This is a genomic window from Ihubacter sp. rT4E-8 (genome assembly GCF_049852125.1).
Lineage (GTDB): Bacteria > Bacillota > Clostridia > Peptostreptococcales > Anaerovoracaceae > Senimuribacter.
In genome coordinates this window covers 2,102,327-2,121,920 of sequence record NZ_CP187532.1, presented here as the reverse complement: position 1 = coordinate 2,121,920, position 19,594 = coordinate 2,102,327, and the positions used below count along the sequence as shown (strand labels likewise).

12 protein-coding genes are annotated in these 19,594 nt (G+C 46.0%); 10 read left to right on the top strand and 2 right to left on the bottom strand.

The window, feature by feature from the left end; genetic code table 11:
- The first annotated feature begins 5 nt into the window (after positions 1-5).
- On the top strand, positions 6-242 hold the full coding sequence (locus tag ACPW7J_RS10625; protein WP_425755214.1) for an LPXTG cell wall anchor domain-containing protein: 237 nt from the start codon (positions 6-8) through the stop codon (positions 240-242).
- 55 nt (positions 243-297) lie between these two features.
- Here ACPW7J_RS10625 and gpmI read toward each other — a convergent pair whose 3' ends face one another.
- Positions 298-1,821 (bottom strand): 2,3-bisphosphoglycerate-independent phosphoglycerate mutase, encoded by a 1,524-nt coding sequence (gene gpmI / locus ACPW7J_RS10620; protein ID WP_202623952.1) that lies wholly within the window; start codon positions 1,819-1,821, stop codon positions 298-300.
- A gap of 90 nt (positions 1,822-1,911) precedes the next feature.
- Between gpmI and addA the strand changes: the two genes are divergently transcribed.
- The 3 genes from addA to ACPW7J_RS10605 all read left to right on the top strand — a co-directional run bounded on the left by addA (position 1,912) and on the right by ACPW7J_RS10605 (position 12,421).
- Entirely contained in the window at positions 1,912-5,403 is a 3,492-nt protein-coding gene (gene addA, locus ACPW7J_RS10615) for a helicase-exonuclease AddAB subunit AddA (RefSeq protein ID WP_425755213.1), read from the top strand.
- Positions 5,404-5,412: 9 nt separating this feature from the next.
- The gene (locus ACPW7J_RS10610) at positions 5,413-6,264 is read left to right on the top strand and encodes a patatin family protein (protein WP_161875035.1); all 852 of its coding nucleotides are present in this window, start codon (positions 5,413-5,415) and stop codon (positions 6,262-6,264) included.
- Positions 6,265-6,568: 304 nt separating this feature from the next.
- Positions 6,569-12,421, top strand: a complete 5,853-nt coding sequence (locus ACPW7J_RS10605; protein WP_425755212.1) for a DUF7601 domain-containing protein — start codon at positions 6,569-6,571, stop codon at positions 12,419-12,421.
- A 343-nt stretch (positions 12,422-12,764) separates the two neighbouring features.
- On the opposite strand, the gene gdhA is transcribed toward ACPW7J_RS10605, so the two are convergent.
- Positions 12,765-14,111 (bottom strand): NADP-specific glutamate dehydrogenase, encoded by a 1,347-nt coding sequence (gene gdhA / locus ACPW7J_RS10600; RefSeq protein ID WP_425755211.1) that lies wholly within the window; start codon positions 14,109-14,111, stop codon positions 12,765-12,767.
- A gap of 480 nt (positions 14,112-14,591) precedes the next feature.
- Here gdhA and mgtE point away from each other — a divergent pair, with 480 nt between their 5' ends.
- The 6 genes from mgtE (at position 14,592) to ACPW7J_RS10570 (ending at position 19,532) form a co-directional block, all read left to right on the top strand.
- A complete protein-coding gene (gene mgtE, locus ACPW7J_RS10595; protein ID WP_425755210.1) occupies positions 14,592-15,989 on the top strand; it encodes a magnesium transporter in 1,398 nt (465 codons plus the stop codon).
- Between the two features lie 19 nt (positions 15,990-16,008).
- Positions 16,009-16,488 carry a hypothetical protein gene (locus ACPW7J_RS10590; RefSeq protein WP_424959619.1) on the top strand — a complete coding sequence of 160 codons (480 nt, stop codon included), beginning with the start codon at positions 16,009-16,011 and terminating at the stop codon, positions 16,486-16,488.
- Positions 16,489-17,346: an NAD(P)H-hydrate dehydratase gene (locus ACPW7J_RS10585; RefSeq protein ID WP_161875030.1), complete on the top strand. Its 858-nt coding sequence runs from the start codon at positions 16,489-16,491 to the stop codon at positions 17,344-17,346.
- Positions 17,347-17,358: 12 nt separating this feature from the next.
- The gene (locus ACPW7J_RS10580; RefSeq protein ID WP_161875029.1) at positions 17,359-17,721 is read left to right on the top strand and encodes a type II toxin-antitoxin system PemK/MazF family toxin; all 363 of its coding nucleotides are present in this window, start codon (positions 17,359-17,361) and stop codon (positions 17,719-17,721) included.
- A gap of 63 nt (positions 17,722-17,784) precedes the next feature.
- Positions 17,785-18,603: a transketolase gene (locus ACPW7J_RS10575; protein WP_424959620.1), complete on the top strand. Its 819-nt coding sequence runs from the start codon at positions 17,785-17,787 to the stop codon at positions 18,601-18,603.
- Positions 18,603-19,532 (top strand): transketolase family protein, encoded by a 930-nt coding sequence (locus ACPW7J_RS10570; RefSeq protein WP_424959621.1) that lies wholly within the window; start codon positions 18,603-18,605, stop codon positions 19,530-19,532. Before ACPW7J_RS10575 ends, ACPW7J_RS10570 begins: the two co-directional genes overlap by 1 nt.
- Positions 19,533-19,594: the final 62 nt, after the last annotated feature.

The window sequence follows — 19,594 nt, the reverse complement described above, 5'->3', positions numbered from 1 at the left end:
CCGATGTGCCTTTAGGGCCGGATCCGGGAATAGACGATCCGATTATCGATGATCCGGATGTTCCGCTGAGTCCGGGTACGGATTTGCCAAAGGACGACCATTTGAACGGAGACTACTCTGAAAAAGCCGATCCTGATCAGCCAAAGACGGGAGATCACGCGCCGCTTGCGGCGATAACCGGTATACTGGCGCTCTCAGCTGGCCTATTAGGAGCGATGTGCTTTAGAAGAAAAGAAAATTAAACTTTAATTAAAATCGCCGGACGGGAAAAAACCTGTCCGGCATTTTTTAGATTAACTATTTTATCAGGCTTCTCCCTGTCATTTCAGCAGGAACAGGAAGTCCCATCAGATTCAGCATAGTAGGCGCGATATCACACAGCCGGCCTCCGTCAGAAAGCTGAGACGGGCGGTCAGAAATATGTACCAGCGGCACAGGATTCAACGAATGAGCGGTGACTACGTTGCCGGCTTCATCCATCATACAATCGGCATTACCGTGATCAGCTGTCAGCAGAATTTGTCCGCCTTTTGCCAGTACGGCGGAAACGATTTGCGGTACACACTGATCCAGCGTTTCAATGGCCGTTACCGCCGCGTCAAAATCACCGGTATGACCGACCATGTCCGCGTTGGCGAAGTTGAGAATAATACAGTCGTATTTTTGCGTTTCAATTTGTGCGAGCGCCTGAGATGTTACTTCTGGGGCGCTCATGGAAGGCTGCAGATCGTATGTAGCTACCTTCGGAGAAGGAACCAGAATTCGATCTTCTCCGTGGCAAGGCGCTTCCACGCCGCCGTTGAAGAAAAAGGTTACGTGCGCGTATTTTTCTGTCTCCGCGATGCGTAGCTGCGCAAGACCCAGGGAGGCGATATAGTCGCCGAAGGTATTGACTAAGGTCTGCGGAGGAAAGGCTATTTCTACATTAGGCATGGAAGCATCGTATTGTGTCATGCATACGTATTTGATATCAGAGACAACCTTTTTCCGCACAAAGCCGTCGAAATCGGGGTCTGTAAAAGCACGTGTGATTTCTCTGGCTCGATCAGGACGGAAATTAAACATGATCAAAGCGTCTCCGTCGCACACTTTTCCCGAACCGGTAGAGGTCGGTCTGACAAATTCGTCGTTTTCCTCTCGCTCGTATGCGGCGTCTACAGCGGCGCAGCCGGTTGCGGCTTCATAGCCCTGTCCTAAGGTCATACAATCGTAGGCTGTTTCTACTCTATCCCAGCGTTTATCCCGGTCCATGGCGTAGTATCTGCCGGCAATTGTTGAAATTTCCCCTAACTCCAGACGATCTATATGCTGCTGCAGGGACTGTATATATTGGTTTGCACAGCGCGGCGGTACGTCGCGACCGTCCAGGAAGCAATGAATATAGACTTTTGAGAGCCCTTTTTTCTTTGCCATGTCCAGAAGGGCAAAGAGGTGGCTGATATGACTGTGCACGCCTCCGTCCGACAGAAGTCCCAGCAGATGGAGAGCAGAATTGTTTTTCAGCGCGTGGTTCATAGCGGCGCAAAGCGCTTGGTTTTCGAAGAAGTCCCCATCCTCGATGGATTTTGTAATTCTGGTCAGCTCTTGATAGACGATCCGTCCTGCACCGATATTTAAATGACCCACCTCAGAGTTTCCCATCTGTCCTTCAGGCAGTCCAACAGCGAGACCGCAGGCTGCCAAACTGGTCTTTGGGTATTCCGCAAAGATATGATCCAGATTGGGTGTTTTCGCAGCGGCGATAGCATTTCCTTTTTTTGTAGAATTCAGGCCAAATCCATCTAAAATCATCAGCATGGTCGGTCTTTTGTTTATATTCATAGATTTCATCTCCATTTCTCAGATTGTCTTTCCATTATATCAAATTTTTTGGTATAATCAAAGAGGTGAATGAAGAAAAAGAGGTATCTTATGAATTGGACAAAGGAACAACTGGAAGCCATACAACGAAGGAACTGTAATATATTGGTGGCAGCGGCGGCAGGATCGGGAAAAACGGCTGTATTGGTAGAAAGAATTAAAAAATTGATTCTGGAAGACGGCGTATCTATCGACAGGATGCTTATCGTTACTTTCACAAATGCCGCGGCGTCGGAAATGAAGGAGAAGATTCGCAGCGCCTTGTATCAGGAGATCGAGGCAGATCCGGCGCATTCGGAAAGACTGAGAAAACAGCTAGCATTGCTGCCTCGAGCTAATATTAGTACGTTTCATGCTTTTGCGCTGGACGTCATTCATCGGTTCTTTTATGCCGCGGATATTGAACCTTCTTTTTCCATTTGTGATGATGCCCAACGAACGATTCTGAAAGAGGATTCTATGGATTTACTTTTAGAGTCATGGTTTGAGGAAGACAGCCAGCCCTTTTATGATTTTTTAGGTTGGTATGCGGGGGAACGGAATTTGAATCAGCTCCGAGACCTTCTGGACAGCGCTTATAACGTGCTGCAATCGCTGCCTTATCCCTGGAGGTGGCTGGATCAGAAGATCGAGGCCCTGCATTTGTCAGCGGATGATTTTGTGAAAGATCCTTTGATGGGAAAACTCTGGGATTTTATCGATAGCACGTTAGAACAGGCTCTTACCCTTGAAAAACAGGCAATAAATCTACTGGATGAGGCAGGCCTTATGAGGCTGGCGGAAAAGCTGCGGCAAGAGGAACTGCCGTATTATGAGCGGATGGCAATCAGCGCCGGAGAGAAGGATTTTGACGGCGCGGGACTGATTGTCAACAGTTTGCCTACGGTAAGACTTAGCGCGAAAAAAGAAGAAAAACCTGATTATGAATCTGTTAAGAAGTCAGTCAGCGCTTTGAGAAAGCGTGCGGCGGCTATGCTTGCAGAGCTAAAGAAATTGTGCTTTTCGGAAAGCCTGAAGGAACAAATTGAGGAATTGAATCAGACTGCGCCCAAAGCAGAGACCTTGCGAAAGCTATTGCTCGATTATCATAGCCTGTTTACTCAGGCAAAAGCCGAACGTCACCTGGTGGATTTTAACGATATTGAGCATTTTTGCCTGGAAATTCTGGAGGACCCGGAGGCAGCGTCATATTACAGAAATAAGTTTGCGTACATTTTTATTGATGAGTATCAGGATACGAATATCTTACAGGAGGAGATTATCTCCAGAGTAAAGAGGGAAAACAATCTGTTTATGGTTGGAGATATCAAACAGAGTATCTATAAGTTTCGTCTGGCGGAGCCGGAGATTTTTCGTCAGAAATATGAATCCTATGGCGCTGATATGGACCGTTGTGTGAAAATTGATTTGAATCGTAATTTCCGGAGCAAGGGCGCTATTATCGATGAGATTAATTTGATCTTCGGCGACTTGATGGAGGGGTACGATGAGCAGGCCATGCTTTACCGGGGCGTGGAGTATGACGGACCTTGCCTTTTTACGCCGGCTTTGCGCGTAGTGGATATGAGCAGTATAGATGAGACAGATGAAGAACTTGCCGATCTTCGCAGCGCCGAGGTGGAGGCCTTGGAGGTCTGCAGGCTGGTTAAAGAAAATCTGGGACGGATATTTTTTGATCACAAGGCGGGCCGTGAGAGAGCCCTGCAGCTGTCCGATATCGTCATACTGATGCGCGGCGTAAAAAATTACGCAGATATTTTCTACAACGCTTTGAAGGATAATGGCATTGAAAGCTTTGTAGACGACAGCGACGGGTACTTCGACACCATGGAGATTCAGGTCTTCATGAACCTTTTGTCAGTGATAGATAATAAGATGCAGGACGTGCCGCTGATCAGCGTGCTTCATTCAGAAATCTTCGGGTTTTCTGCAGAGGAATTAGGCAGAGTGAGAGCAGCGCGGCCTGAGGGATCTTACGCGTCGGCTTTTATTACCTTCGCATCAAAGGGGTGTCCGTCTGACGTACCGGCAGAGGCTGAGGTAACGGCGTTAAATGATGATGAGGATCCTTTAAAGGAAAAGTGCGCGGCAGCCTTAGCTTCCATAAAGAAATGGAAGGAAAAAGCAGCGTCTGTACCGCTTGGGAATTTTGTGTGGAGTCTGTTATTAGAAACAGGATACTATCTGCGCATTGGAGCTATGCCGGGGGGAAGTCAGAGGCAGGCTAATTTGCGGGCGCTTGTAGATAAAGCGGAGAGCTATAGTCAGAGCCGGCAGAGCTCTTTATACAGCTTTGTCCGATATATTGACGCAGTAAAGGATCGTAAGGTTCCTATGGGACAGGTAAAGTTAGTAGGAGAGAATGACAATCTGGTACGGATTATGACGATTCATAAGAGCAAGGGATTGGAATTCCCGATGGTTATCGTCAGCGGACTGGGCAGACGGCTCAACTATACCAGGATGGGACGCGGTATTACTCTGCATAAGGATCTGGGCCTGGGGATGACGCTGGCTGATTTTGAGGGACATTGGTATAAGCAGACTTTGCTGCAGAGGCTGATCGGAAAACAGGTTCACAGAGAAGAATATCAGGAAGAAATTCGAATTCTCTATGTGGCCCTGACGCGTGCGAAGGATTTTCTGTATCTTACAGGCTGTGTAAAGGATGGCGAAAAGTATCTAGAGAATCGTGAAACAGGTCTGGGCGGCGATAGCTGTTATCTGGATATGATCGGACAGGTTTCAGATTTTCAGATGGTGGACGCTAATTTGCTTTCTCCGGCAGCGGCAAACAGGCGAATGCGGTATGGAAATCCAATGGATTGGGATATCTATGACGGAACGCCTGACGACAGAGAACGGTGGGAGATTACGCGGCGCTTAGATTTTGTCTATCCGTATGAAAAGGCGCGGCAGCTGAAATCCAAGTATTCGGTAACAGAGATTAATAGGAGCGCCGATGAGCGGGGGATTTATACGCCGGATCTTGCAGTACCTAAGTTCCGTCAAAACGAAAAAACTCTGACAGCGGCTGAGCGGGGTACAATTTATCACGGTATTATGGAGCGAATTGACTTTGCCAGAGCCGCAGAGGAAGGAAAACCTTATTTGGAAGAAGCTACGGAGGCTATGGTACAGGCTGGAATTTTTACAGAAAAAGAAATCAGCATCGTTTATCTGTCTCGGATTATGGACTTTTTTGGCACAGAATTGGGCGCGCGGTGCGCGTCGGCTTTTGCAGAGGGCAGGCTGCAGAGAGAGCGGCATTTCAACCTTTTGCAGAGAAGCGAGGGCGAGATGGTGGTAGTACAGGGTATTATAGACTGCTTTTTTGAGGAAGACGGAGAGCTGGTCCTATTGGATTACAAGACGAATTGGATTGACAGAGAGAAATCCTTTGATGAGGAGGCGGATAGACTGCGCGGAGCGTACAGGGATCAGATCGCAATCTATTCGAATGCATTGATACAGGCAACGGGACTTCCTGTGAAGGAAGCATATCTGTATCTGCTGGGCACAGGAAAATCAATTAAAATGTAGGAGGTATCTATGGGAACGGGATTGATCTTAGAAGGCGGCGGCATGAGAGGTATTTTTGCCGCCGGGGTGTTGGATTATTTACTGGATGAGGGATTGTTTTTTGAAAATGTAATCGGTGTATCTGCAGGAGCTTGTCATGGATGCAGCTTCGTATCAGGACAAAGAGGACGGGCCTATGCAGTTAATGTGGACTATCTGGGACGCCGTGATTATTGCAGTTTCTATAATCTTCGCAAAACAGGAGATCTATTTGGAACGGAATTTTTGTATCATACGATACCGGAAAAGCTGTATCCTATTGATAATGAGACATTCAGAAGGAGCGGCGTTAAGTTTCAGGCGGTAGTAACCAATTGCAGGACAGGGAGGGCGGAGTATCCTGTGATTACGGATATGTTTCGAGATGTGGAATGGATACGGGCCTCTGCATCGCTGCCTTTTTTGGCGAACATGGTATCCATAGGCGAAAGTCTTTATATGGACGGGGGTATTGCCGATTCAATCCCAATCGCCCAGTCTATAAAGCAGGGAAATGAGAAAAATTTGGTAGTGCTGACCAGACCTAGGGACTACCGTAAAAAACCTGGCGGCAGTGTGTCGGCAGCGATGCTGAAGTTGAAATATAGAACGTATCCTCAAATGACGGAGGCCTGCAGGAACCGCTGGAAGACATACAACGCGTCTTTAGAGTTGGTCGCTTCTGAAGAAAAGGAGGGCAGAGCTTTTGTGATTGCGCCGATGGGAGATTTAGATATCGGTCGGACAGAAAAAGACCCTGTCAAACTGAAAAAAGCCTACCAGGAAGGCTATTATGTGGCGGAAGGATTAGGTGAAAAATTAAAAGGCTTTATGGAGGCTTGAATCGCCGTTAACAATTATTAAAATATAGCGGAGCGCTTGTCAATATAACACAGGCGTTCTGCTTTTTTTGTTTTTTTCAATATGGCGTAAACGTTGAAATTTTATTGATTATCGAAGACTGATGTGATATAATCTATACAATTATGTGTAATGCGAAGCTGTTTTTTTGTATGAATATAACAGAACGGTGTTTTGTTGCATTAACCATTACAAGAAAACGGGGACGCGAAATACCAGGGAGAGTAACTCTCTGAGAATACAATAGGTGAAAACTTAATTCTATGGAAAGGAAAGTTTTTTTGTAATGGGACAAGGAAATCAAAGAAGTAAAAGTCTTCTGGCTCTTTTACTGTGTTTGTGCCTGATTCTCACAGGCATGAATAGCATGACTTTCGCAGAAATGAGTAGTTCAGAGGACACTGGTTTATGTGTGCATCATCCGAAGCATACGCAGGCGTGCGGCTATATAGAGGCTGTAAAGGGAAGCCCATGTACCCACGCGCATACAGAGGCGTGCAGCGAAGGTTGTATACATACACATGATGAAAATTGCGGATATAAAGAAGCGACGGCTGGCAGGCCTTGCAGCTTTGTCTGTAAAGAATGTGAGGAAGAGACGCGTATATCCGCGAAGAAGATGAGCGACTGGAGCTGGATAGACCCGGAAGAAACGCTGATCTATGATAAAGAGCAAAAGGTCTGGGGACTGGGATTACCCGGCGCAGACAAGGATCATCCAGTAACGAAAAAGGTTTTACAGGAGATGCTTCCAAATGAAATCACGGCTGTCCTTGAAGATGGTACGGAGGAGACGTTAAAAGTTACATGGAATTTTGAAGGATTTCCTGATAAAGGCTCTTACAAGGGTTCCTACACCTTACTGGCAGCGCCGCCAGAGGGATACATGTTGACAGAGGCTGCGCCTGCTTTAGAAGTGATTTTAGATCTGGGCGGGGGAAGAACACTGGTAGATCAGGAGACGCTTCAGAAACATATTGTTACAGAATCTGTAGCAGATCCCGCGTCAACCACGGTGAATTTATTTGACTATTGGGTTAATGCCTCCGGTGAGGATCCTTCCGCTTCTACAACTCCTAAGGGAGATTTGCTTACAAAGGATCATTATCATATACGTGAAAAGCCAAGCGCGTGGGGAAGAAAATCTCCTTATTCCAGTAAAAATGACTGGTGGAGAGGCATTAATGCGGGTCATTTGCTCCTTTTTGGCGATGGAATGATTCATGGAGGCCTTTGGAATAAGGGCGCGGGAGAAAGTACGGCATATGGCCAAAAGTACGCGGGAATGGAAGGCATTGTAGAGCCCGTACTGACAAATGGCTATCCAACGGTCGATACCGCTGCCGCCAAGAATAAATTGCTGAATGATCAGAGCAAAAGAGACTGGACTTTGGTCGGCGATTATAAACTGGCAGGAGATCATATAGAACAGAAAGATCCATCGGACAGCACTGCGTATACCTACGATGGGAATGATATTCAGAATCTGAGCAATACGCTGATTCAGGCGTGGGAGGATGCTAACAGCAAGCCAATCGAATCTGATAAGGAGTCTCTTGACTACTTGTTTGACCCTGCTGTAAACAACAGCTATAAAAAATCCTATCAAAATGTTAAAGGACTGTTCCAGCTGGATGATGAGGGATACTATTTTTATAATATGCGGCAGAACTTCGCAGAGTTTCAGAAAAAGCCGGCATCTGTGCTAAGTGATAGAGCAGGGGAACAGGTCGAAACACACAGCGATGGAAGCTTTGTGCTTTACGATGCACCTGCAACGGTACGATCAGACGGAACGAACAGTATCGGAAACTTCTTTCCTTTCAATACTGGCGAGCAGGCGTTTAGCGGCGTTGACGCAGATGAAAAGCTGACCAGTGATGTAGCATGCTCTGGAAATGCTATGAATCATCACTTTGGGATGAGTGTAAGTTTGGATTTCCGTCAAGCGGTAAACGGCGTTATCAATCAGGGTTCAAAGAACAACGCTATGACGTTTGAGTTTACAGGCGATGATGATGTTTGGATCTTTATTGACGACGTATTGGTTCTGGATTTAGGTGGTGTTCATAGTGAGATCTATGGCATTATCGACTTTAAAACGGGTAAGGTTTTCACTGGCAGAGCTTATGGTCAGAAAGGTATTCCATCGTATACTTCAGGTGAAACGCCTGCGGACTGCACGACAGAGACTACGCTGAAGCAGTTGTTTACTGACGCGAAGCAGGCTTCTTCTACGAGCTGGAGAAACAATACCTTTGCCAGCAATACGAATCATACCCTCCGTATGTTTTATCTGGAAAGAGGAAATTATGATTCCAGTTTGGCTTTGCGTTTCAACCTGCAGCCGCAGCTTTATCAGCAGATTAAAAAAGTAGATCAGAACGGAAACCCGATTGAGGGCGTGGAGTTTGAGCTGTTTCAGGCAGAGAGAAAGGCTGACGGATCTTATGAGAAAACAGGCGATGCACTGACAACTCTTACCACCGAATCTGACGGAAACGCGAAATTTGCTGAGCTAAATGCTGATGGAGAAATGATTCCGTTTAATTTCACCGATAGATATTGGGAAAATCATATTGAGACGTATATTTTGAAAGAAGTAAAAGCGCCGGATGGTTATCGAATGCTGCCGGTAGATGTGGTACTTCAATACGATCCGGATACCACAATGATGACGGTGGTTAATCGGTACACAACAGGATCATATGCCAGCTTTCTTTCGATGATTACAGGAAATAACAGGATTAATTACGGTGCGTATGATATGGCAACCGGCGTGATTAAACCGGACGAGCAAAAACCGGTAAGTGTGGGTTCGCAAAAGAATGGTCTGATTGTTGCTATTCCAACATTGTGGCAGAAGAATGAACAGGCCTGGCAGGCACTGTACGGGAGCAATACGGAGGGACTTCACACCTCAATGCCGAGAAAAAATATCGACTTGATGGAGTGGCGCAGAGCGGCTTTGATGGCGGCGCTGTATCAGTGCTCTGATAATAAAGGAACGACGCCCCATTGGTATTTAGAGTGGAATGATGATAACAAGCGGTTAGAAGGTGTCTTGAGCGATCTGCCAGGCATGGCAAATCGATATCAATTGAACAATCCTGATGGTGATATGCGTATGACATATGCCATGATTGAACCTGCCGCGCTGGCTTCGCTGCATGATGACGGTATTGATGGCGCTGCTGACAGTGAAGCGCGCTACGAGGCGTTAGGCGCATATATTCGTCGTCAGATAGATGGTGGAAAAACCTTAGAGGAAGCTGTTGGCTATACTGCCGATCAGATTATGGGAGTTGCGGTACCGGAAAACGGAAGCGGACGAGGATTCAGTTTGCTCAATGTGGATGAGTTCAGTAGAACGTTCCGTTCCCTGATATATATTCCTAATGAACAACGTGAGCTTCGAGTAAAGAAGGTAGATCAGGACGGCAAGGCGATTAACGGCGCGGTTTTTGGTCTATATGAAGATGAAGCGTGTACGCAACTAGTTACCCGAGGAACTACAGCGACAGTCGACGGACAGGCAGGACAATTGATTTTTACTCCGACTTGTCCTGCTGGTGCAAAGGAAGGTTATGCAGAAGTAAAATGGGCGAATCCTGCAAATACTGAGTATTATTTGCAGGAAATCAGCGCTCCGGCGGGGTACAACGTGAATTCTACCGTTGTGCCTGTTATTGTAGGAATATATTCTATTTATGCTGATGCAGGAACAAAGGAAGACGGCGTGACGGTAATGGCCGGTGTAGGTAAGCTGGCTCAGACTATGTCCAAATACGCCAGCGACGGTGATGTAAATATTACTTTGCGAGATATTACTGCTACTGCGCAGATTCAAAAATCCGGCAAATTCGATTTGAAGGGATGGAACGATTTGATGCTGGATGGAACGGATCTTGCCAGAACCATGAATCTGCATTATGGGAAAAATGCTGTAGTAGATTACGGCCTTCACGATGAAGACGGAGGCCGGCAGCTGCTTCCTTTCTTTGTTACGGATACCGGATTCATAAGAGCTCGAGTGAATCAGAATACGGCTTCCCTGGACGGCACAGGAATGTATGACGGTGCGGATAATTCTGTAAACTTTGACCGAATCACGGATGATATCACCAGCTTGTTTAGCTTACTAAATATCGTCGTTGTAACGGACCAGACGAAGGATGATACAAAGACGGGAGAACTGACTATCAGCAAGAAGGTTGCAGGCGTTGTCAATTCGCCGAAGGATTATACACAGAATTTTAACTTTCATATTAAATTAGTTGATGCGGACGGAAATCCTCTTTCAGGGTCATTCTATTTCTATGGAACGGACAAGGCAGGACATATCAAGCACGGTGATACGATTCCGCTGCACCATGATGAAAGCATTACGATTCTGGGATTGCCGGACGGTACTCGGTATACTGTTACAGAGGAAGACGCAGCCGGATGGAATGTAGTGCCGACAAGTGGTGAGCAGGGCGGTACGATTTATAATGGCGAAACATCAACTGCCGGATTTACGAATACCAGAGGCGCTATTGTATCAGAGGGTAGTCTGACGATCAGAAAGACAGTTATGGACGGAGACACGGAGAAGGACGGAGTGTTTTCCTTTATGATAAATCTGTCAGATGCTGAAGGTAAACCTTTAGACGGAAAGTATTTGTATTTCGGATCTAAAACTGGAAAAATTTCCAATGGCGAGACGATTTCATTGAGTCACGGACAAAGTGTTACAATTGAAGGAATTCCGGCGGGTACAAAGTATACTGTGTCTGAAGCGTCACAGAAGGGCTGGCACGTATTGCCTGCTGACGGTGTTCTGAACGGTACAATCCGTCAAGGCGCAATAAGCTACGCAGGATTTTATAATACAAAACTGGATCTGCCGGAAAATGGGAACCTGTCGATTGAGAAGGCTGTAACCGGTACACAGGCAAGTCATACGAAAAGCTTCATTTTCCAGATTACGTTGACGGATGATACGGGAAAAGCCTTAACAGAGAGTTTCAATTATACTGGCGCGAGAAGTGGCAGAATAAAAAGTGGAGATACCATAGCTTTGAAGCATGGAGAAAGAATTCTGATTATGGGCCTTCCTGCGGGAACGCAGTACAGGATTACGGAAAACACGACAAATGGTTATACTTCGCTTCCGTCTAAACACACAGGAAAAATAGAAGGAAATGTAACGGCAGAAGCGTCCTTTGAAAACCGGAGCGGCGATGTAACGCCGGAAAAGGAGCATGGGAATTTAACCATTTCTAAGATCGTGACGGGAAAAGGTGATAAAGACAAACTCTTTCCATTTACATTGCGTCTGACGGACGAGGAAGGCAATGAATTAAAGGATATCTTTGCATACGATGGTGCGAAATCAGGTTCAATCACTTCAGGAGGAATGATTTTCTTAAAAGACGGAGAGAGTGTGACGATTCACAATTTGCCGGTGAAGACAGGTTATGAGGTTACGGAAAGTGATAACGAGGGCTATTCTGTATCGAAATTAGGCGATACTGGAGAAATTCAAAATGGTGTATCAGCATCAGCTGTTTTTCAGAATCATATTCCAATTCCAACGTCGCCGTCTGACGATAAATTTGGTACTCTTACGATTTCTAAGGTGGTAAGCGGCGCAGGAGGAGAAACAGATCGTGAATTCGCGTTTTCAATAGAACTAACAGACGGTTTAGGAAACGTTCTCACCGGTGCGTATAGTTATGAGGGTTCAAAGACCGGTACAGTGAAGACAGGTGACACCATTATGTTGAAACACGGTGAAAGTATTACAATCAATAATTTGCCGGCAGATACTTCGTATACTGTGACAGAGCAGACACCAAAGGGATATAAAGTGAATAAGAAGAAGCAGAGTGGAAAGATAGCGGAGAGGAAGGACGAAACGGTAGTTTTTGTAAATACAAAACAGAAGCCGGATAAACCGGTGAAACCATCGGATCCTACCGATCCAAAAAATCCGAGTCATCCAAAGACTCCGGAGGATTCAAGCAATACCGGACATGGACCATCAACAGGAGATCATAACCATGTACTGCTTTGGCTTTTGATATTCATTTGCTCCATAGGGGGAGTTTTCACAGTATTCTTTGCACATAAGGCAGCTCGCCGGAAAGAATAGAAAAAAAACGAGGCGGAATGATCTGCCTCGTTTTTTTCAAGCAGCGTGATGAAATGCGTTGAAACATATGTTATTAAAAAAGAGGACTGCAAAGCGCAGTCCTCAAATTTGTTTTTGGAATATTGTTTGCCTTGGGGCAAGCACCATTATACGACTAAATCCTTGCCAATCAAACTTCGCACAGAGTGCTTGTTCTCTTGGGGATTCGCCGTAGAGTGCCACGCGCTGAAGCGCTGCACTCTTGACGGGGGACCTATCAACAATTCGCTTTGCTCATTGGATTAGGTCTCCCAAAGCATAAGGTCTTCCCATCAATTTTCTGCGAAAATTGGGGCAAGCGCCATTATACAATACCCTGTGCCATCATAGCTTCTGCAACCTTTTCGAAACCAGCGATGTTTGCGCCCTTGATCAGGTCATAGCCCAGACCATATTTTTCGCAAGCAGCTGCAGCGTTCTTGTGGATGTTAACCATGATAGTTTCAAGCTGTTCGTAAACCTGTGCAGGTGAGAATACAGTGTGGCCTGCGTTCTGACCCATTTCGATGCAGGAGCAAGCTACGCCGCCAGCGTTTGCAGCCTTGGAAGGTCCAACGATAACGCCGTTTTCCTGCAGGTATTCGATTGCTTCATTCGTTGTAGGCATGTTAGCGCCTTCGCAGAGGAACTTACATCCGTTAGCAACCATAGTTTTAGCGTCTTCGATGTGAATTTCGTTCTGCGTAGCACAAGGGATGTACAGATCAGCCTTAACTTCCCAAGGCTTTTTGCCTGCGTAGAAGGTAGCGCCAGGGAATTTGTCTGCGTAAGGAGCGCAGATGTTCTTTCCGGAAGCTCGCAGCTCAAGCAAGTAATCTTCTTTTTCGCCAGAAGTTACGCCGTCTGGATCGTAGATGTATCCGTCTGGTCCGGAAATAGTGATAACCTTAGCGCCCAGCTGGTTCAGCTTCTGAACTGTACCCCAGGTAACGTTACCAAAACCGGATACTGCAACAGTTTTTCCTGCCAGTTCTTCGCCGCAGTGTTTCAGCATTTCTCTTGCAAAGAATACGATACCGTAACCAGTAGCTTCTGTTCTTCCTGCTAATCCGCCGTAAGCAAGACCCTTACCAGTCAGAACGCCTTCGTATCTGTTAGTCAGTCTCTTGTACTGTCCAAACAAGTAACCGATTTCTCTCGCGCCAACGCCCATGTCACCGGCAGGAACGTCAGTGTGAGGTCCGATATGTCTATATAATTCAGTCATAAAGGACTGGCAGAATCTCATTACTTCTGCATCGGATTTTCCGTTAGGATCGAAGTCGGAACCGCCTTTGCCGCCGCCGATAGGAAGGCCGGTTAAGCTGTTCTTGAAAATCTGTTCAAATCCGAGGAACTTGATGATTCCAGGATATACGTTAGCAGCAAAACGCAGACCGCCTTTGTAAGGTCCGATTGCGCTGTTGAATTCATATCTGTAACCTCTGTTAACCTGAACTTTACCTTCGTCATCAACCCAAGGAACTCTGAAGCTGATGCCTCTTTCCGGTTCGATCAATCTTTCGATCAGACCAGCTTCAACGTATTCAGGATGTGCTTCCAGAACAGGCTCGATAGAAGTCAATACTTCTTCTACAGTCTGAATAAATTCTGGTTCACCAGGGTTTCTTTTCTTTGCAATCTCAATGTACTGCGCAACTAAATTTGCCATTTCGATCTCCTCTTTTCTCTCTTTATAAATTTAGTTTAGAATTAGTAAATATTGTCGCCGTTACTTTCAATATAACACCTTGACAAAAAATAGTCAACTGTTTTCTTGCTTTAAAAGTGACTGAAATTTCAATGATTTCACAATGTACATTGCTAAAGTATGCAGGACAGGGAAAACCGAGGGGCAGGCGCTTGAAAGAAGGATAAGAAAATTGACAAAAACTGAAAAAAATGCTAACATAAAGCGTTAGAGCAAGTATAAGATGAAAGGATGTGAAGATATGGATAATGGGCCTGCCTCTAAACAATGTAAATATCATATAACAGGTATGCGCACGGAGTGGCAGCGAAATCTGCCGGAATACTCCGCGCAGTTAGCAATATCCTTATCTTTTCATAGAAAATAGAGCCGTTTCAGACATTTCCCGAGATGTTTTCTATGAAAAGGAAGGAAATATCAGGGAAAGCGAGGAAACTGCCAATGGACAATAAAGCAATTGACACCGATATCCTGTTAGAGGAATCGCTGGACAAAATTCTGGAGTTTTTGGAAGAAAAGCGTTACTTTCAGGCCAGAGACGAACTTTTGAAATATAACGCGGTAGATATTGCGGAGCTTCTTGAAGAAGTAACAGAGAAATTGGAAATTGAGATGACCATTATTCTATTCCGCCTGCTGCCTAAGGATATCTCTGTGGAGGTGTTTTCTGAGTTGCCGTCAGATGATCAAGTGGAGATCGTCAACGGTATCACCGATAAGGAAATTAATTTTATCGTTCAGGAAATGGATTTTGACGATAAAATCGATATTCTTGAAGAACTTCCAGCTAATGTAGTAGACAAGATTCTTGAAAAGACGCCGAAAAATGAGCGCAGACTGATCAATACGTTTCTAAATTATCCGGATACCTGCGCAGGTAGCCTGATGACGCCGGATTATATCAGTCTGCAAAAAGACTGGACTGTCGGTCGCGCTCTCGAATATATCAAAGAGGTAGGTATGGACGCGGAAACCGTCTATACTTGTTATGTTAAGGACAGCGGAAGGAAACTGATCGGCATAGTATCCCTGAGTACATTAGTCATCACAGACGATGAGACCCGGATTAAGGACATTATGCGAACCGATTATGTCTGGGAAAATGTTTACGAGGATCAGGAGGAAGTATCTGAGGATTTTAAAAAATATGGATTTTTAGCCCTTCCGGTTGTCGATAATGAGCACCGTCTTGTAGGCATTATTACGGTCGATGATATTTTAGACGTTATGGAAGAAGAAGCTACAGAGGATATTGAGAGAATGAACGGCGTCATCGACTTTGAAAATTCGGATAAAGGCTATCTGGATAAATCTGTGTGGCAACACGCACTGAACAGGCTTCCGTGGCTTCTCATACTGATGGTCGCATATATTTTTACAGGTATGATTGTCAGCAGCTTTGAGGGCCGTTTGTCGGAGATTATCTGTCTCGTTTCCTATATGCCGATGTTGATGGGGACCGGCGGCAACACGGGATCGCAGGCGGCTACGCTGATCATTCGTGGACTGGCAACAGATGAAGTAGATACTTCCGATGTTTTGAAAATTTTATGGAAGGAAATTCGCATTGGAATACTCATCGGCATTATTCTCAGTACATTTAATTTTGCGCGAGTTTGTTTGCTGGACGGACAGGAGCCGATTATCGCTTTGACGGTCTGCGCTGCTATGCTGCTCATTGTAATTATTGGAAAGGTGCTGGGGAGCATGGTGCCGTTAATGGTGAAAAAGCTGAATTTGGACCCTGCATTGATTGCAAATCCAGCGATTTCATCTGTATCGGATATGGTGGCGTTGTCAATTTATTTTGCTATGGCTATGGTATTTTTGGGATTGTAATAAGGAGATGAAGAAGCAGTTGAAGAAGAAGTTTTTGACAGGCGTGATAACCTGCGTACTTTGCTTTCTGATGATTGTGATCTGTGGATGTGGGGAAGATCAAAGAGTGCAGAAGCCAGTGGAGGACGAGGAGGTCCGTACGCAGGCATTAGAAATGATGGAAGGCGCGTGGGAATGTGAGGACAACCCTTTGGGTGTGCCGGACTGTTATGTAGGATATTTATGCTTGCAAATTTCTTTTGACGGTACATTTGCGATGTATGACACAGAAGCAGGGAATCCGAGCATCACCGGCAGATTTCTTTTTCTAGAGGACGGTATAGTGCAGCTGCATCAGGTGAATCGAGCAGATTTTAACCCCCCGCCGCTGTGGGAATCTATGGAATATGACGAGGTTCTTGCTTATCGAATGAAATCAGAAACCAAGCTGCTTTTATCCTACACTGATCCGGAAACGGATGAAAAAATGACGTTAATCTTTGATAAGGTGAAAAAATAAATGGAAATTACAGGTTTAACAGATAAGAATTTTGTTCATACTGTTATTAGAACACGTCCCAAGGAGATACATAAGGGAGACTGCGGCAGGGTTCTCATTGTTGCGGGATCAAAAGAGATGGCTGGCGCCGCCGTCCTCTCATCCAAGGCAGCGATCAAATGCGGCAGCGGTCTGGTGAAGGTGTGTACTGCGAAACAGGCCTTTCCTGTTATTCAGGTATCCGTTCCAGAAGCCACATGTATCCAATGGGACAAGATAAAGAAGGACCTGTCTTCTTTCGATGCGATCGGGATAGGCCCGGGAATAGGAGTTGGTAGAAAAACGCAGAGAATCCTGAGAGAAATTCTCCAGGAGTATAGAAAAACATTGATTATCGACGCGGATGGGCTCAATATCATTGCCGGTGACAGCGAAATGCGAAAGCTGGTTAGAGAAAGCCGCGCGGAGGTGATTATAACACCGCATATTGGCGAGGCAAAGAGACTTCTTTCTGATTGCTGGCCTAAAGCCTCAAAGGATATACCGGCGAAAGCAGCGGTAGCGAAGGCTTTGATCCAACGGTACAGATGCACCGCGGTTGTAAAAGGTGCAGGCACTCTGGTTGCCGATCCAAAGGGAGAAGCATATATTAATACTACAGGTAACCCGGGCATGGCGACAGCCGGTTCAGGAGATGTGCTGACTGGCATTATCACCTCTTTGGCAGGCCAGGGCCTTGACGCTTTTGCTGCGGCAAGAGCAGGGGTATTTGTTCACGGATTGTCAGGAGATCTGGCAGTTGAAAAAACCGGAGAGTATGGCCTTACGGCCAGTGATATAGCAGATCACGTGCCCTTTGCCTTAAAAGAACTTTTATAAGGAGTGTTGGACTTGATAGTGAAAAAGGGAGACCTTTATTTTGCTGATCTAAGTCCCGTTGTCGGCTCCGAACAAGGGGGAGTCAGACCAGTGCTTGTAGTTCAAAACGACGTAGGAAATCGATACAGCCCGACTATTATCGTGGCTGCCATTACATCTCAGACAAAGGCAGAATTGCCAACCCATGTGAAATTGGAAGCCGCCGACGGCGGACTCAGCAAAAATTCTGTGGTGCTGCTGGAACAGCTTCGTACCATAGACAAAAAAAGACTGAAGGAACACATCGGATGCCTGAGCCAGGCGCAAATGCCAGGCGTTGATCAGGCGCTCAGTGTCAGTCTGGGCATCATAGATCCCAAGAATCGTTCCTTTTAATTATGACCATTGAGGGAAGCCGGCGCAATGCCGGTCTTCCCGTAAAAATATATGGAGGACAAAATGGATATAAAAGCATATGAAAAACTGGCCGCAAAAGTCAGGATTGACGTTATCCGCGCCATACATAACGCAGGCTCCGGCCATCCCGGCGGAAGTCTTTCCGCGGCGGACATCGTCACGGCATTATATTTTAAAGAGATGAATATTGATCCGGCAGAGCCGAGAAAGGCCGGTAGAGATAAATTTATCTTATCAAAGGGTCATGCCGGCCCTGTTCAGTATGCTGCTTTGGCGGAAAGAGGATATTTTCCTGTGGAGGATATGATGTGCTTGCGAAAGTTGGGAAGTCGGTTTCAGGGACATCCTAATATGCACAAAGTACCAGGCATTGAAATGTCCACAGGGTCTTTAGGTCAGGGTATTTCTGTCAGCGTGGGTATGGCGCTGGCAAATAAAATGGATGGTGATCCCGGCCGTGTATACGCTCTTTTAGGTGACGGCGAGCTTCAGGAGGGACTGGTATGGGAGGCTGCAATGTCTGCGGCTCACTATAAGCTGGACAATCTGACGGCGATTGTGGATTTTAATGGACTTCAGATTGACGGGAAAAATGACGACGTTATGACTGTGAAGCCAATTGATGAAAAATTTGCCGCTTTCGGATGGAATGTTATCGTTATTGACGGACATTGCTTTGAGGAAATCTTTGACGCTTTTGATAAGGCCAGAGCCTGCAAGGGGAAACCGACGGCGATTATTGCCAGAACACATAAGGGTAAAGGCGTATCTTTTATGGAAGATCAGGCAGGCTGGCACGGCAAAGCGCCTAACGAGGAAGAAGCCCGACAGGCAATAGAGGAACTGGGAGGTGCATGGTAATGGCAGAGAAAATGGCAACGAGAGCTGCATACGGAAAGACGCTGGTAGAAATCGGCGCAGAGAATCCAAATCTGATCGTCATGGACGCCGACCTTTCTAAGTCCACGATGACAGCGGAATTCAGCAAGACATTTACTGAGAGATTTTTTAATATGGGTATTGCAGAACAGAATTTGTATGGAACGGCGGCGGGTCTGGCATTATCCGGCAAAGTAGTCTGCGCGTCAACCTTTGCTATGTTTGCATCTGGCAGAGCCTTTGAGATTATTAGAAATTCTATTGGATATACAGGAGCCAATGTAAAGGTTTGCGCTACTCATGCAGGCATTACGGTAGGAGAAGACGGCGCGAGCCATCAAACTTTTGAGGATCTGGCTCTGATGCGAACAATTCCTGGCATGACTGTGGTAAATCCATCTGACGCCGTCAGTGCGAGGATACTTTTGAAACAGGTAGTAGATTTCGAGGGACCGGCCTATGTAAGACTGGGCAGGGCGGCCGTACCGGTATTCTATGATGAAACGGCAGACATCAGGCTGGGTAAAGGTAATGTGCTTCGCCCTGGCAAGGATGTGACAGTAATCGCTACGGGTATTATGGTGGCGGAGGCTATGCTGGCGGCATCTCAATTGGCGGAGGAAGGTATAGATGTGCGTGTTATCGATATGCATACCATTAAGCCTTTGGATGAGGATATCATCGTTTCGGCGGCGAAAGAAACCGGCAAAATCGTTACTGCGGAAGAACATTCCATCATAGGCGGTTTGGGAAGCGCTGTTGCTGAAGTTCTTTGCAGGAATTATCCTGTTAGGGTAGAGATGGTAGGCCAGCAGGATACATATGGCGAATCCGGAAAGCCTGATGAACTGAAAGAAAAATATGGCATGACTGCGGCGGATATCGTAGCAGCTGTTCGTAAAATTTACTAAAGTAATTGCACATTTGACTTATGAAAGGACGGGTTTTTCCCGTCCTTTAAGCATATTTGGCG